Genomic DNA, 13,636 nt, shown 5'->3' on the forward strand with positions numbered 1-13,636 from the left:
CAATGCATGCAGCTGACGAATACTAATCGGTCGAGGGCTTAACCTATTCCCAACCAAGTGAAGATCAGCTTTGTAGCGAATTCCGAATACTTGATCGGGGCCCAGAAAACCTAAGCAAATCCTACCTTTACGCAAGTTTCGTATCTAGTCTTCAGGGAATAAATCCCTACTGTGGCGATCGTGGCGAAGGGGTTAACGCACTGGTTTGTGGATCCAGCATTCGTGGGTTCAAGTCCCATCGGTCGCCCTTTTCCCTTCTATTATTGGGGATTAGCCAAGCGGTAAGGCAACGGACTTTGACTCCGTCATGCCTAGGTTCGAATCCTAGATCCCCAGTTTATTACCTTTAAGCGGTCGTGGTGGAACGGCAGACACACCATCTTGAGGGGGTGGCGCTCACAAGGCGTGAGGGTTCAAATCCCTCCGACCGCATCCCAGATTTACAAAAAAGACCTTACATTGTAAGGTCTTTTTTGTTTTGAAACAGCGAAAGAAGGGCATCGGAACCCCCAATAAAGAGAAGCCTCACGTCCGATTTGATGCACGGTGAGTCCCCAAAGTAGGTACTCTGAAAATTTATACCCTCAAGCATGCGCTTAGGGGTGCTTTTTACGTGTCTATTACGTGCCTTTTCCGACCATACGTGATATAAGGAAGCCTGCGTTGCTTTTACACAGTAATTGCAGCAGCATTACTGCTTTAGTTTGGATGCTTCTGGACCCGTCATTCTCCGGAAACTACCATTTTGATAAAGTACATTCGGAAAATCGGTGAATTTCCGAATGATGAGGATGAATAACGTTTAATTCCATATAAAATCACGAACGATTTTCTTGATTAATTCAGAAATCCTATGTATTATTAAGATAGCTCGAAAACATACAGATCAATATTCCTCTTGAAGGTGATTTAATGTCCTTACCGGATGATTCTAATGAATACAAGAAGAAGCTGTGTCACCTGTATAACGAGATATCCAAAGAGTTATTCGGTTTTGGTACAACACTGCTGAAGGTATCCTTGGATCAGAATATTATTACTTTTCATGCAAAGCATCGTCGTTCACCCCGCTCAACAGCGTTAGAAGGAGAAGCTCCCACTTTGAAACACGAGGTCGATTTTTATATGTCCTCGATTTATAAGAAGAGAATCCGGGAAAAGCTAGAGCAAGAATTGGGGTTATCCATGGATGCTGTTTTAAGAGACTATGATCCACCGACTCAGTGGGCCATAACGAATATTATTCTTAAACCAACTAAATAGTTTAGACCACGGTGATTCTCTTTTGATCTATCTTGAGAGGATACCCGCTTGTATATCACTTGATGTCTCTTTCCATTGTTTACGATGAAAAGTGCTCTTGCTAGAAGTTATCTTCTACCAAGGGCACTTTTCTATTTTTTTTTAGTCCTAGTAAGGGGGCTCGGCATATATTTGTGATCCAATGCAGAAAATACTAGTAAAAATTTAACAAATGGATTTACGCTTCAAATTATATATATGAAACTTGGGAGGATGTTTGAAGATGAAACAAAAAATGCTTCGTAGTTTGATTTCTTTATCTGTAGTGGGACTGGTTTTGAGTGGATGTGGAGCCGCGCCTGCGAAAGAGGGCAATACTAATACGGCAACAACTTCACCTTCGGATGCATCTAAAGGTGAACCTACACAATTGGTTATTTCTACTTGGGGTTTCTCCGATGATTTCTTTAAGAAAGAAGTGTATGCGCCTTTCGAGAAAGAGCATAATGTGAAGATTGTTTTGGAAATCGGTAATAACTCAGAGCGATTAAATAAAGTAAAACAGGGCAGTTCAAAAGTGGATCTTATCTATTTATCCGACTATTACGCACAACAAGGAATTGAAGCAGGACTTTTCGACAAGATCGACCGCAGCCGTATTCCAAATTTAAAAGATATCTACGATATTGCTAAGGCTCCGCTTGGGGAAGATTACGGTCCTGCATATACCATTGGCCGTTTTGGAATTGCCTATAATCCGAAAGCAACGGGTAAAGAGATCAAGTCGTGGAACGACCTGTGGAGTCCTGAGCTCTCCAAGAAGCTAACATTGCCTAACATTACGTCTACTACGGGACCAATGGTTCTGGATGCAGCGTCACTCGCTGCCGGGAACACGACGTTCAATGCGGATCAAGCTTTCGCAAAAGTTAAGGAACTGAACAAAGGGGTCGTCAAATATTACGGGCAAACTTCTGAATTCGTAAATATGTTCTCACAAGGGGAAATTGCTGCCGGTCCTATTATGGAGATGTATGTGAAGGATCTGAAAGCGGCTGTGCCTGATACAAAGTTCATTTCCCCGCAAGAAGGGGCATATGCCGTTATGAATACGGTCAACGTCATCAAAGGAAGTAAAAATAAGCAGTTAGCCGAAGATTTCATCAACTGGCATTTGAGCAAAGAAGTGCAGGAGAAATCAGCTAAAGCAAAAGTGGATTCGCCTGTAAACACAACGCTTCAACTCTCAGCTGATGAAGCACAAGGGATTACTTACGGAGCTGATGTCGTAAACAAACTTATTAAAATGGATATGAAATTCGTTAATCAGAATCTTAAATCTTGGATCGACCGCTGGAACAAGGAAGTTGCTCAATAAATGAAATTTTGACAAAGGTATATGATTGTGTGTATACCTTTGTTTTCTTCATGAGGACATAAAGGGGGCTTATTTATGAAAAAGAAGGTCATCCTCGATGTAGATACAGGCATAGATGATGCACTGGGAATCCTGCTTGCCATACGCAGCGGGGAAATGGATGTTCTGGGTATCACAACGGTGAATGGAAACGTGTCGCTGGATCAAGCGACTGAGAATACATGCAAGATCCTCCAATTGCTTGGGATGGAGCATGAGATTCGTGTCGTTAAAGGCGCGAACAAGCCTTTGATGCGCCCAACTTTTTTTGAGCATCGCGTCCATGGTAAGGACGGGCTTGGCGGGGCATTAATCGACATGCCGGTTCATGTGAAAGCAGTTGACGGGCATGCTTCCGATTTCATCGTGGATCAGGTGAAACAGCATGCAGGAGAAGTGACTTTGGTCATGACTGCACCGCTGACGAATTTGGCCCTGGCTGTTATGAAGTATCCTGATCTGATTCATCAGGTGAAAGAAGTGATTGTGATGGGAGGCGTCGTCCAAGGCTTCGGCAATGTGACACCTACAGCGGAGTTTAACATGTACGTCGATCCGGAAGCGGCAAAGATTGTATGCCAAGCCGGCTTTCCAAACCTGACGCTCGTAGGCTTGGACGTAACCCGTAAAGCGCTGCTGACAGATGAGCATATCCGGGAACTCGGCGACTCGCCCATAGGCCGATATGTCAAGGAGAGCACAGCGGAATATATGGAGCGTTACTACGAACGCAATGGCGTTAGAGCTTGTGCGCTTCATGATCCTCTTGCTGTCGGAGTGGCTCTAAATAAACAACTGGTGACCACCCGTCATTATTACGTTGATGTAGAAACCAAGAGTGAGCTGTGCGATGGACAAACGGTATGCGATTTCCAAAATCGCTTGTCCAAAGCAGCGAACGTTCAAGTTTGTACCGAAGTTTCGGCTGATGAATTTCTCCAACTTTTTATCCGCACGCTGCGTGCATAGCGAACCCAGGAACAGGAGTAAAGCTGCATGAAAAGAACGTATTTATATTTACTATTGCTGCCAGGCATATTGTTCCTGACGGTTTTCATGGTAGTTCCGATCCTTCTAACGATAGGTTCAACCTTTTTCGATAAGGGAACATTTACATTTGCAGGGTATTTAAATTTCTTCAAAGACCCGTACTTTCTCAAAATTGTGTGGACGACGCTGCGTGTCAGCTTGGTAACCACTTTTATCTGTATACTGCTTGGTTTTCCGGTAGCTTATTTTATCTCTAAACAAAGTCCAAGACAGAAGGCGATCCTGCTTGCTCTAGCGATATTTCCGTTATTGACGAGCTCTGTCGTCAGGTCGTTCAGTTGGATGATTATTTTAGGGAAAAAAGGATTATTCAACAATGCCCTGATCGCGATCGGTCTCATTAAGGAACCATTGGATATTTTGTACACGCCAACGGCAATGATGATCGGTCTCATCCATTTGTTTTTGCCGCTGATCCTTATTACATTGGTCGGTGTTCTTGAGAATATAGATCCGGATCTGATCAAAGCCGCGGAGAGCTTGGGCGCAAACCGGTTTACGGCTTTTGTAAAGGTCATTGTGCCTCTCAGCGTACCTGGATTAATCATAGGAAGCATTCTTGTTTTCGTGGGAAGCTTGACGGCTTACACGACGCCGGCTTTACTAGGAGGCAAGCAGCGGGTAATTTCCACCTTCCTTTATCAAAATGCGATTACTCTTAACGACTGGCATCTCGCCTCTGTCATTGCTGTGATTATGATCGTGATCACATTCGTCGTCATCGCGCTTATGAATAAACTGGCTACTAAATTAAATCCGAAGGGGTAGAAGTATGCGGGAAAAGAATCGAGGGTTAGCCTTTTTTACCCTTCTGGTCTATATCTTCTTGCTCGGGCCGCTCGTCATTATTGCTTTTGCTTCATTTGAGCCAGGGAGTGTATTGAAATTCCCGCCGACAGGATTTTCGTTGAAATGGTACCGCAATATTTTTGAAGTTAAGATGTTCATGACGACCGCGGGAACCTCTATTATTGTATCGTTGATAGGCAATTTGTTCGCTCTGCTGCTTGGAATCCCAGCGGCTTATGCGTTAAGCAGGTTTGCGTTTAAGGGGAAAGAGGCGCTAAATGCCTTATTTATTTCCCCTGTGCTTATTCCCGGTATCGTGCTTGGATTTACGATGCTGAGGTATCTAATCGTCACGTATCAGCTTCCGATCTATGCAGCATTACTGATTGGGCATACGGTGATCATGCTGCCTTTCATCATCCGCGTTATTGCGTCGAGCTTATCGAATTTCGATTTTGCGGTTGAGGAAGCTGCATTAAGTCTTGGCTCCGGCCAATTGAAAACCTTTTTTACAGTGGTCCTGCCGAACATCAAATCCGGTATTATCGCGGCCATTCTTATTGCGTTCTTGGAATCTTTTAATAATGTCGATATCTCGGTCTTTATGACGGGTCCTGGAGTCAGTACGCTGCCAATTCAGATGCTGACGTATGTGGAGAACCATTTTGACCCTACGATTGCTGCTATTTCTGTTTTGCTTATGATCTTCACCGCGGTACTTATGTTCATCATTGAACGGTTGATGGGATTATCCTACTTCACCAAACGATAACGGAGGCTTTCATCCATGGCATTGCTAACTCTGGAAAATATTTCGGTTGCCTACGACCAGCAATATATTCTGAAGGACTTCAATTTAAGTGTAGAAAAAGGAAATTTGATATCTCTTCTCGGTCCCAGTGGATGCGGGAAAACGACGACTTTACGGCTCATCGCCGGGTTTTTAGAAGCGAAGGCAGGCAAATTCGCATTAAACGGTAAAGATTACACACGGATTCCCGTTAGCAAGCGCAACTTCGGATTCGTGTTTCAGAGTTATGCGTTGTTCCCGCATTTGTCGATTTACGATAATGTGGCTTTCGGCCTTCGTCTTCGGAAGGTGAGTGGCGCGGAACTTGATCGGCGTGTCCGGAACATTCTGGATACGGTAAGTTTATCAGGATTTGAGAATCGGTATCCGAAAGAACTTTCAGGAGGCCAGAGACAGCGGGTAGCTATTGCGCGGGCCCTAGTAATTGAGCCTGAACTGCTGCTCTTCGACGAGCCTCTGAGCAATTTGGACGCCAATCTGCGTATCAACATGCGGGTTGAGATTCGTCGTATCCAACAGGAGCTCGGGATCACTACCGTCTATGTTTCTCACGATCAGGAAGAGTGCTTCTCGATTTCGGATCAAGTAGCCATTATGAACAAAGGGATTATTGAGCAGCTAGGTGCGCCGGCAACGATTTTCAAATATCCGAAAACGGAGTTCGTAGCTCGTTTTATCGGTTTTACGAATTTTATCGCCTTCGATACCAGAAATGATGAAAATGAAATGATTGCACTGAAAGTGAAAGACTATATGTTTACCGTAACCAAGCATGCCAGCAAGGGAGAGCAGTCCGGTATGCAAGGCGCTATTCGTCCAGATGATGTGATTCTTGGAATGCCGGGTGAAATCGAAGAAGGACCGAATGTATTGACGGGACGTATTAAGGTGAGCACTTTCTTAGGGAGAAGCTATCAATACGTTGTCGAGACGATGTTGGGCGACATCACGGTCAATAAGGAAATGGAATTACCATATCCGAGTAGTCAAGAGGTTCGGCTTCATTTTCCAAGCGAGAAATTAGTTTTAGTAGAGTAGTGTACTTGGAGGTAAAGGCATATGCATGTTGATTTACTGATAGAGAATGTACGGATTTATAATAGTTATTTTAAAACATTCATCGAAGGCAACGCAGCCATTCTAGATGGCAAGTTTTTATATATTGGGAATAAAGGCGCGGAAACCTTTGCAGCTGCCGAGCGCATGGATGGAGAAGGCCGTTACATGATTCCTGGTCTCATCGATATCCATTTGCATATTGAAAGCACGATGGTCACGCCGGAAACGTTCTCCTACGGCCTCATTCGCAATGGTGTTACGACGATCGTTCCGGAGCCTCATGAAATCGCCAATGTTTTCGGACTTGATGGGGTAAAAGAATTCATAAAAGCTAGCCAGTATTGTGTGGCGGACATGTTCTATGCCATTCCTAGTTCGGTTCCTGCCACATCGATGGAAACGTCCGGCGGCTCGATTGAAATTGAGGATTTGGACGAGCTGTTGCGAACGGAGCGCATCATTTGTTTAGGTGAAATCATGAACTACGTAGATGTCATCACGGATCCCGATTGCAAGACGAATCGCATCTTAAATCATATTCGCATGAACTATCCTCATCTCATTATTGAGGGGCATGTACCGAAACTACTGGATTTGGATTTACACAGAATGATATATAGCGGTGTGGATTCCGATCATACGCATCAGACGATTGAGGGTATGGAGGCAAGGATCGCTGCGGGCATGTTTATTGAAATTCAGGAAAAGTCAATGACGCCTGAAGTAATGGGGTATTTGATTGAGCATGAAGTGTCTGAGCACTTCTGCTTTGTTACCGACGACGTAATGGCGGACTCCTTCGATCGGAGAGGTCACTTGAATCACATCGTGCGTAAAGCCATCGAGATGGGCATGAAGCCTGAGCATGCGATTTATGCCAGTACGCTTTCTCCAGCCAAAAGAATGCGGATGTATGATCGCGGCGTTATTGCACCAGGCAAAATTGGCGACTTTCAATTAATTTCCAACCTGGAAGAACTGAAGATTGACCAGGTATTTAAGCATGGACGTAAAGTTTATGATGTACATGAGGCTTACACCTATGCAACAAAGTCTCCTGCTTTTCCGGCGCATTATTATCAAAGTGTCCAGATGCCTCCGTTAACGGAAGCGGATTTCTCGGTTAAAACGGAAATCATGGATGGCCGTTATGACTGCCGCGTGATGATGGTCAAGAACGGTTCTACATTTACTGAGGAGCATCATGCAGAGGTGAATGTTCGTTCCGGTGAGCTCATGTGGCAGGAAAGCGGAAAGGGGCTTATTGCTACTTTCGAGCGCTATGGTAAAAACGGAAATCGTGCCTATGGTTTAATTGGCGGTGATACGATTAAACGAGGAGCCGTGGCGACGACGTATTCCCATGATAATCATAACTTGCTTGTTGTCGGGCACAATCCCCTCGATATGATGATCGCTGCTAATGAGGTGATTCAAAATCAAGGTGGCTTTAGCGTTGTGGAAGACGGTAAGGTAATTGCTTCACTTCGGCTGCCTGTCGGGGGAATTTTAACGGAAGCTCCCCTTGAGCAAGTAGCCAAGGAAGTAGAACAACTGCGTAAAGCGATGGAGTCGTTAGGTTACTGCCATTATAATCCTATCATGTCTATTAGTACGCATTCATTACCTGTAAGTCCTGCCTTGAAAATTACAGACTTTGGTTTAATCGATGTGAATAACGGTCAAGTTGTCCCGTTAATTATCTCTAATTAATATAAAAATCCCGCACTCAATCCGAGGCGGGATTTTTTTGCATCTATTTCTTGTCGGCAAGCCAAGTAGCGAGGGAAGAAACTTCATCGTCTGAAAGCTTGCCTTTGAAACTAGGCATGGCCCCTTTACCATTCGTAATCGTTGTAGAAACTTGATCCTTGGACAATTTACTGCCTACTTTTTGCAGATTAGGTCCTACGGCACCTTCCAAGTTGACGCCATGGCAGCTTACACAGTTGGCTTTGAACACAGTTTGTGCATCGGCTTTAGTTGCACCCCCAGAGCTTTGGGTGGCTGCTGGACTTGTTGATGCGGACGGATTCGTACTCGTCTGTGGTGTAGTTTGGCTCTTGCCGCAAGCAGCTAGAGATCCGGCTAGCAGCAGAGTAAGAACTAATAAGGTTTTCTTCATGTGGACTTCTCCTCATATGAGTAGGTTCAAGAGCAAGACAGCCATTGGTTGCATGTAAAATTCTGCGTAATGTCTGTAACTTTACATTGCCCGGGTTTGCAATTTTTCATGCAAAAAATGAATAAGAAAAATAGCTAGGGCTCATGATATCCATAACTACCATAACTAACCTATTGTTCATAAAATTCCAAGGAGGCATCAATATGGCTGAGAAAAATGTGGGAAATTCCCCTGACCAGTCGCGACGCAGTTTCTTGAAGTATACCGGGACTGCCATTGGTGGAGCGGTCGTTGGAGGTGTGATTGGCAGCGCAATTTCGGGCGGATTTACTAAGAAGTCTACGACGCCAACACCATCTCCGTCCGCATCCCCTCAAGTTCAAGCAGGAATGGATTATAACAGAGCTCCAATGTTTTTCAACCAAGCACAGCTGCAGATGACGGAAGCGGCTGCCGAGCGTATTTTTCCGAAAGATGAGAGCGGTCCAGGGGCTACTGAGTTAGGGGTTGCCTTTTACATCGATCATCAGTTGGCTAGTCCATGGGGAGTGAATGCTCGCACGTATCGGACAGGACCCTTTGTTAAGGGGGAAGCGACGCAAGGCGACTACTTAAGCATTCAGCGCCACGAATTGATTACGATGGGCCTGCAGAGCATGGAGGAAGCGAGCAAATCTAAATATACCAAATCATTTGTAGAGCTGGCCCCTGAGGAACAGGATGCGATTCTTACATCGATGGAAAAAGGCGAAATTAATGTGGTAAATGGCGTAACAGGGAAAACCTTTTTTAATCAATTCCGTGTGCTCGTGATGGAAGGCGTGTATTCGGACCCGCTTTACGGAGGGAACAAGGATATGCAGGGCTGGAAGATGCGGAAATACCCGGGCAATCAAATGAGCTATGTAGCGATCATGGACAAGGATCAATTCGCCGCTATGGAACCGCGAAGCTTGCATGATCATTTTGTTCACTAAGGTGAAATCCAATGAGGGAAAGGAAAACAGTGTATGGCTACTAAAATGCCGAAAGTTCCGGTAGTAATTGTTGGAATGGGATGGGTAGGGGGCATCATCGCCGCCGAGCTGTCTAAGCAAGGAGTAAAGGTGGTTGGATTGGAGCGCGGGAAACCAAGGGGCACACAGGACTACTATATGGTGCACGACGAGCTGCGCTATGCATCCAGATATGATCTGATGCAGGATCTTTCCAAGGAAACCGTAACGTTCCGTAATACGGAGAAAGTAGCGGCTGTCCCGATGCGTGAGTACGGCTCTTTTTTGCTCGGTGAGGGGCTTGGCGGATCGAGTATTCACTGGAACGGACAAACGTACCGATTCCTTCCTTACGATTTTGAAATCTACAGTAAAACGGTTGAGAGGTACGGGAAGCAGAAGATACCGGATGGCATGACGATCCAGGATTGGGGCATTACATATGATCAATTAGAGCCGTATTTCGACAAGTTTGAAAAGCTGGCAGGCATCTCTGGCGATCCGGATCAGAATCCGATGGTGGGCAAGCGTTCCAACCCATTCCCAACGAAGGCAATGGTGAAAACGCCAATCTTGAAGCTGTTCGAGGATGCGACGAAAAAGCTAGGCTATCACCCCTATATGATGCCATCGGCGAATCTGTCAGAACAATATACGAATCCGGACGGCATTACCAGGGCGGCGTGTCAGTATTGCGGATATTGTGAACGTTTTGGCTGTGAGTATGGAGCAAAAGCGGATGCTGTCGTCACTGTGCTCCCTGTTGCTCAGAAGTCGGGCAATTTCGAACTGCGTTCCTACTCCAATGTGATCCAAGTTTTAAATGATGGCAAAAAGGCCAGCGGAGTGGTTTATGTCAACACAGTGACCGGCGAACAATTCGAGCAGCCTGCTGATGTGGTCATTATGGCCAGCTATGTATTCAACAACATAAAGCTCCTGTTGACTTCCAAATTGGGTAAACCTTATGATCCAGCCTCCGGTAAAGGAGTAATCGGTAAAAATTACTGCTACCAAACGAACGGCGGCTCGGCAACCGGATTTTTTGATGACAAAGAGTTCAATTTGTTTGCCGGTGCAGGATCGCTTGGCATGGAGATTCCCGATTTCAATGGAGATAATTTTGACCACAGTAGTCTTAATTTCCTTCATGGAGCCGGTATTCGGATTTCACAAACCGGACAACGGCCGATTGCTACCAACTCAGTTCCCAAAGGTACACCTGCGTGGGGGAAAGATTTCAAACAGAAATCGCTTAAATACGCGAACAGTGTCTTAGCCGTATCCCCTCAAGGCTCAAGCTTACCGTGGAAGCATCATTATGTAGACTTGGACCCAACCTATAAAGATGCGTATGGACTCCCATTGCCGCGGATTACGTTTGATTTCGAAGAGCAGGACCGGCAGATGATTAAATTCGTGAGCGGGAAGGCGGCTGAGATTATGAAGGAAATGAATCCGACCTCCATTGGCTCATCCGATCAGTTGGGGCCTTACAATATCGTGCCGTATCAATCGACGCATAATACCGGCGGTGTTATTATGGGCGCAGATCCTTCTACTTCCGCTGTAAATTCATATTTACAAATGTGGGACGCCGAGAATGTGTTCGTTGTCGGAGCGTCGGCGTTTGCTCATAACAGTGGCTACAACCCGACAGGTACGGTTGGAGCGTTAGCCTATAGGGCCGCTGAAGGGGTCTCGAAGTATTTGAAACAAGGCGGTATGGTCGTTTAAACAAGCTGCCGAGATGACCCTATAGATCGGAGGGATCACATGGGGCAAGAAGATTTAATTTTGCATCTCACTGAGGTTCGCAAGCGGTTGATTATTGTTTTTGTCTGGTTTGTGGTTATGCTTTGCGCGGGGCTGTATGTTTCAAGTGACATCTTGCTATATTTGAAATCGCAGCCCATGATCGGTGAAATTAAGTGGAATGTGTTTTCGTTTACAGACGGGCTGATGATCTATATGAAGTGCGCTTTCCTCTTTGCTTTATTGTTTACGGTGCCGGTGCTGCTCTACCAACTGTGGGCGTTTGTCCGGCCAGGCCTTACAGAAGCGGAGTCAAGAAGCGCCCTTCCTTACATTCCCGTGGCTTTTGCGCTGTTCATTATCGGGGTAGCGTTCAGCTATTGGGTCGTTTTCCCCATGATGGTTCGCTTTATGATGCGAATGAATCAAACGATTGGCGCGGTGGAAACCTATGGGATTGATCGGTACTTTGGGTTTCTTTTTCAAATTGTATTTCCGATGGCGATTGCGTTTGAGCTGCCTGTGATTCTTTTGTTCTTAACCAAAATAGGACTGCTGACACCAGAACGCTTGAAAACGTCCAGGAAGTACGCATATATCGCGTTAACGATAACAGGATCTTGCATTTCGCCCCCGGATATGGTTTCGCATCTATCGGTGACGGTTCCTTTGCTACTGTTGTTTGAGATCAGCGCTTTAGTTTCCAACTGGCAATGGCGAGCAATGAGGCAGAGCAGCCCGACCAATAGCTAAGATCAATAGCTAAGATCACATAAGTTTGTATAAAAGGAGAATGCTCATGTTTAACAATATTGGTGTATCAGGCTTAATCTTAATTTTGGCGATTGCTTTAATCGTCTTCGGGCCATCCAAGCTTCCGCAGCTAGGCCGAGCGTTTGGAGATACCTTGCGCGAGTTCCGCAACTCTACGCGCAGTATCATTGATGAAGGCGATCGTGAGCAATTGATTGAGAATGAGGGCAAGAAGCCGTTTTAGAAGCGCGAACCTTTGAACTGGGTAGGGAAAAGAGCCTTTTGTGGGCAAAAAGAGCCTTTAAAAGGCTCTTTTTTTATTTTTTTGACTGTAACCATTATGTAACCGGGCAGATGGTATATTTTAACTATAGCAGCATATAGGACTTTATACGTATATTCGGGAGTATGCGGGAGGCGCATTACGGGATGTGGGACTTTCACATGAGAACGATTCATCGGGATTGTGAGCTTGAAAACGCCATGTTGTTTGGCGAATATGTGATGGTCTTGAGAGACGGAAAAATGAAGGGTGGTGGACTTGTGGAGGCGTACGACGAAAACGAGGTTGTTGTGGGCAGCCAACGCTTTTCTCGCAGTATATTCATATTTGTCGTTACTCTGCCTCCGCAGTGCCCAATGATGTGAACCCCGGCCCTCCCAGATGCCCCTTTTGTCAGACGACCAGACTCAGTCCTCGCAGGCAGGTAGGGGAACTACAGGGCGCTATTCTGCCAAAAACAGCCCTTTGGGCGAAGGAGAGGGAACTGGGGTCTGCTATTTCGCCGTTCTGGACCAATATTTGGACGGATGAGGTGAAATAAAGCTCTGACGTTCCCCTCCATTTCCCGAAATCCAGCTTCTCGCCTAAATAAGAGAATGAGGTTCCCTTAAATTGGGTGGGTCTCACGATGTGTTTGCCGTCCAGTAGTCAATTGCGTATAAAAAACCTCGACATTCCGAGATGGATTGTCGAGGTTTTGTTTGTTTATGTGATTAAACCGGCATATCCTTCTTGTTCGCCTGTTTTACAGATGTGCTTCCAAGCTGCCTGAATAAGTTAATCGTAAAGAGGATGACGCCAATAACGACGAGCAAGGAACTCACAATGACGAGAGGGAGCATGGCTGAATTGCCGGAAATAAGCTCGATTGCGAGTCCGCCCTGCATAAGAGGTAAGCCAATGTTATGCAGCCAGAAGTGAAGTTTTGCAAGACGCGTTTCTGCTGCATGCGGATAGAAGTGATAGATGAGACCGAAGATCGCCATGGATACCCAACCCAGCAAATTCAAGTGCGCATGGACCGAGGCGAGTCTAAAATCTTGAATGATGCCCATCAACATTCCCAGTAGAACACCCAGCGAGATGTAAATCGCAGCAATTTTCAAAAATGTCTTGGCCATTCAGCAAACCCTCCCAAATTTTTACTTCACCCTTATTGTATGTTATATGCAACGAAATACAAGACATTAGGAATCAAATTAGATTAAACATTTTATTAAGCCAATTGACCAGACTGTGCATGATTTATTGTTATAAAATAAATGAAATTTATTTTATTGTTGCACATATATTTCTGTTAATTATATAATATATTATAATAATATAAATTGTAGTAATACAATTGTGATTGCGAAGG

Annotated in this window: 14 protein-coding genes and 3 tRNA genes; 15 read left to right on the top strand and 2 right to left on the bottom strand. The window is 45.2% G+C overall.

Annotated elements, in window-relative coordinates:
- Positions 1-174 precede the first annotated feature (174 nt).
- The 10 genes from J2Z65_RS30095 (at position 175) to J2Z65_RS30140 (ending at position 8,081) form a co-directional block, all read left to right on the top strand.
- Positions 175-247, top strand: a tRNA-His gene (locus J2Z65_RS30095).
- Positions 248-264: 17 nt separating this feature from the next.
- Positions 265-336, top strand: a tRNA-Gln gene (locus J2Z65_RS30100).
- Between the two features lie 14 nt (positions 337-350).
- Positions 351-432 (top strand) — tRNA-Leu (locus J2Z65_RS30105).
- Between the two features lie 480 nt (positions 433-912).
- Positions 913-1,263 (top strand): DUF2294 domain-containing protein, encoded by a 351-nt coding sequence (locus J2Z65_RS30110; RefSeq protein WP_167067937.1) that lies wholly within the window; start codon positions 913-915, stop codon positions 1,261-1,263.
- Positions 1,264-1,525: 262 nt separating this feature from the next.
- Positions 1,526-2,620, top strand: a complete 1,095-nt coding sequence (locus J2Z65_RS30115; protein WP_167067940.1) for an ABC transporter substrate-binding protein — start codon at positions 1,526-1,528, stop codon at positions 2,618-2,620.
- Positions 2,621-2,695: 75 nt separating this feature from the next.
- Entirely contained in the window at positions 2,696-3,628 is a 933-nt protein-coding gene (locus tag J2Z65_RS30120; RefSeq protein WP_167067943.1) for a nucleoside hydrolase, read from the top strand.
- Between the two features lie 27 nt (positions 3,629-3,655).
- Positions 3,656-4,477: an ABC transporter permease gene (locus tag J2Z65_RS30125; protein WP_167067946.1), complete on the top strand. Its 822-nt coding sequence runs from the start codon at positions 3,656-3,658 to the stop codon at positions 4,475-4,477.
- Positions 4,478-4,481: 4 nt separating this feature from the next.
- Positions 4,482-5,270: an ABC transporter permease gene (locus J2Z65_RS30130; RefSeq protein WP_167067949.1), complete on the top strand. Its 789-nt coding sequence runs from the start codon at positions 4,482-4,484 to the stop codon at positions 5,268-5,270.
- 15 nt (positions 5,271-5,285) lie between these two features.
- Positions 5,286-6,347 carry an ABC transporter ATP-binding protein gene (locus J2Z65_RS30135; RefSeq protein WP_167067952.1) on the top strand — a complete coding sequence of 354 codons (1,062 nt, stop codon included), beginning with the start codon at positions 5,286-5,288 and terminating at the stop codon, positions 6,345-6,347.
- 21 nt (positions 6,348-6,368) lie between these two features.
- The gene (locus J2Z65_RS30140; RefSeq protein ID WP_167067955.1) at positions 6,369-8,081 is read left to right on the top strand and encodes an adenine deaminase; all 1,713 of its coding nucleotides are present in this window, start codon (positions 6,369-6,371) and stop codon (positions 8,079-8,081) included.
- A gap of 43 nt (positions 8,082-8,124) precedes the next feature.
- Here J2Z65_RS30140 and J2Z65_RS30145 read toward each other — a convergent pair whose 3' ends face one another.
- Positions 8,125-8,493, bottom strand: a complete 369-nt coding sequence (locus tag J2Z65_RS30145) for a c-type cytochrome (protein ID WP_167067958.1) — start codon at positions 8,491-8,493, stop codon at positions 8,125-8,127.
- Positions 8,494-8,696: 203 nt separating this feature from the next.
- Between J2Z65_RS30145 and J2Z65_RS30150 the strand changes: the two genes are divergently transcribed.
- The 5 genes from J2Z65_RS30150 to J2Z65_RS30170 all read left to right on the top strand — a co-directional run bounded on the left by J2Z65_RS30150 (position 8,697) and on the right by J2Z65_RS30170 (position 12,644).
- The gene (locus tag J2Z65_RS30150; protein ID WP_167067961.1) at positions 8,697-9,470 is read left to right on the top strand and encodes a gluconate 2-dehydrogenase subunit 3 family protein; all 774 of its coding nucleotides are present in this window, start codon (positions 8,697-8,699) and stop codon (positions 9,468-9,470) included.
- Positions 9,471-9,503: 33 nt separating this feature from the next.
- Positions 9,504-11,225 (top strand): GMC family oxidoreductase, encoded by a 1,722-nt coding sequence (locus J2Z65_RS30155; RefSeq protein ID WP_167067964.1) that lies wholly within the window; start codon positions 9,504-9,506, stop codon positions 11,223-11,225.
- A 39-nt stretch (positions 11,226-11,264) separates the two neighbouring features.
- Entirely contained in the window at positions 11,265-11,996 is a 732-nt protein-coding gene (tatC, locus tag J2Z65_RS30160; protein ID WP_167067967.1) for a twin-arginine translocase subunit TatC, read from the top strand.
- A 46-nt stretch (positions 11,997-12,042) separates the two neighbouring features.
- The gene (gene tatA / locus J2Z65_RS30165; RefSeq protein ID WP_167067970.1) at positions 12,043-12,240 is read left to right on the top strand and encodes a twin-arginine translocase TatA/TatE family subunit; all 198 of its coding nucleotides are present in this window, start codon (positions 12,043-12,045) and stop codon (positions 12,238-12,240) included.
- Positions 12,241-12,425: 185 nt separating this feature from the next.
- Positions 12,426-12,644 carry a hypothetical protein gene (locus tag J2Z65_RS30170; RefSeq protein ID WP_167067973.1) on the top strand — a complete coding sequence of 73 codons (219 nt, stop codon included), beginning with the start codon at positions 12,426-12,428 and terminating at the stop codon, positions 12,642-12,644.
- A 348-nt stretch (positions 12,645-12,992) separates the two neighbouring features.
- Here J2Z65_RS30170 and J2Z65_RS30175 read toward each other — a convergent pair whose 3' ends face one another.
- Complete coding sequence (locus J2Z65_RS30175) at positions 12,993-13,400, bottom strand: heme-copper oxidase family protein (protein WP_167067976.1); 408 nt, start codon at positions 13,398-13,400, stop codon at positions 12,993-12,995.
- Between the last annotated feature and the right edge of the window lie 236 nt (positions 13,401-13,636).

The organism is Paenibacillus aceris (assembly GCF_017874035.1).
In the GTDB taxonomy this organism is placed as follows: Bacteria; Bacillota; Bacilli; order Paenibacillales; family NBRC-103111; genus Paenibacillus_E; species Paenibacillus_E aceris.

Bases quoted from the DNA above. Each gene is read 5' to 3' on its own strand.
- J2Z65_RS30110 (WP_167067937.1), top strand. From the start codon at position 913: ATGTCCTTACCGGATGATTCTAATGAATACAAGAAGAAGCTGTGTCAC.
- J2Z65_RS30115 (WP_167067940.1), top strand. From the start codon at position 1,526: ATGAAACAAAAAATGCTTCGTAGTTTGATTTCTTTATCTGTAGTGGGA.
- J2Z65_RS30120 (WP_167067943.1), top strand. From the start codon at position 2,696: ATGAAAAAGAAGGTCATCCTCGATGTAGATACAGGCATAGATGATGCA.
- J2Z65_RS30125 (WP_167067946.1), top strand. From the start codon at position 3,656: ATGAAAAGAACGTATTTATATTTACTATTGCTGCCAGGCATATTGTTC.
- J2Z65_RS30130 (WP_167067949.1), top strand. From the start codon at position 4,482: ATGCGGGAAAAGAATCGAGGGTTAGCCTTTTTTACCCTTCTGGTCTAT.
- J2Z65_RS30135 (WP_167067952.1), top strand. From the start codon at position 5,286: ATGGCATTGCTAACTCTGGAAAATATTTCGGTTGCCTACGACCAGCAA.
- J2Z65_RS30140 (WP_167067955.1), top strand. From the start codon at position 6,369: ATGCATGTTGATTTACTGATAGAGAATGTACGGATTTATAATAGTTAT.
- J2Z65_RS30145 (WP_167067958.1), bottom strand. From the start codon at position 8,493: ATGAAGAAAACCTTATTAGTTCTTACTCTGCTGCTAGCCGGATCTCTA.
- J2Z65_RS30150 (WP_167067961.1), top strand. From the start codon at position 8,697: ATGGCTGAGAAAAATGTGGGAAATTCCCCTGACCAGTCGCGACGCAGT.
- J2Z65_RS30155 (WP_167067964.1), top strand. From the start codon at position 9,504: ATGGCTACTAAAATGCCGAAAGTTCCGGTAGTAATTGTTGGAATGGGA.
- tatC (WP_167067967.1), top strand. From the start codon at position 11,265: ATGGGGCAAGAAGATTTAATTTTGCATCTCACTGAGGTTCGCAAGCGG.
- tatA (WP_167067970.1), top strand. From the start codon at position 12,043: ATGTTTAACAATATTGGTGTATCAGGCTTAATCTTAATTTTGGCGATT.
- J2Z65_RS30170 (WP_167067973.1), top strand. From the start codon at position 12,426: ATGTGGGACTTTCACATGAGAACGATTCATCGGGATTGTGAGCTTGAA.
- J2Z65_RS30175 (WP_167067976.1), bottom strand. From the start codon at position 13,400: ATGGCCAAGACATTTTTGAAAATTGCTGCGATTTACATCTCGCTGGGT.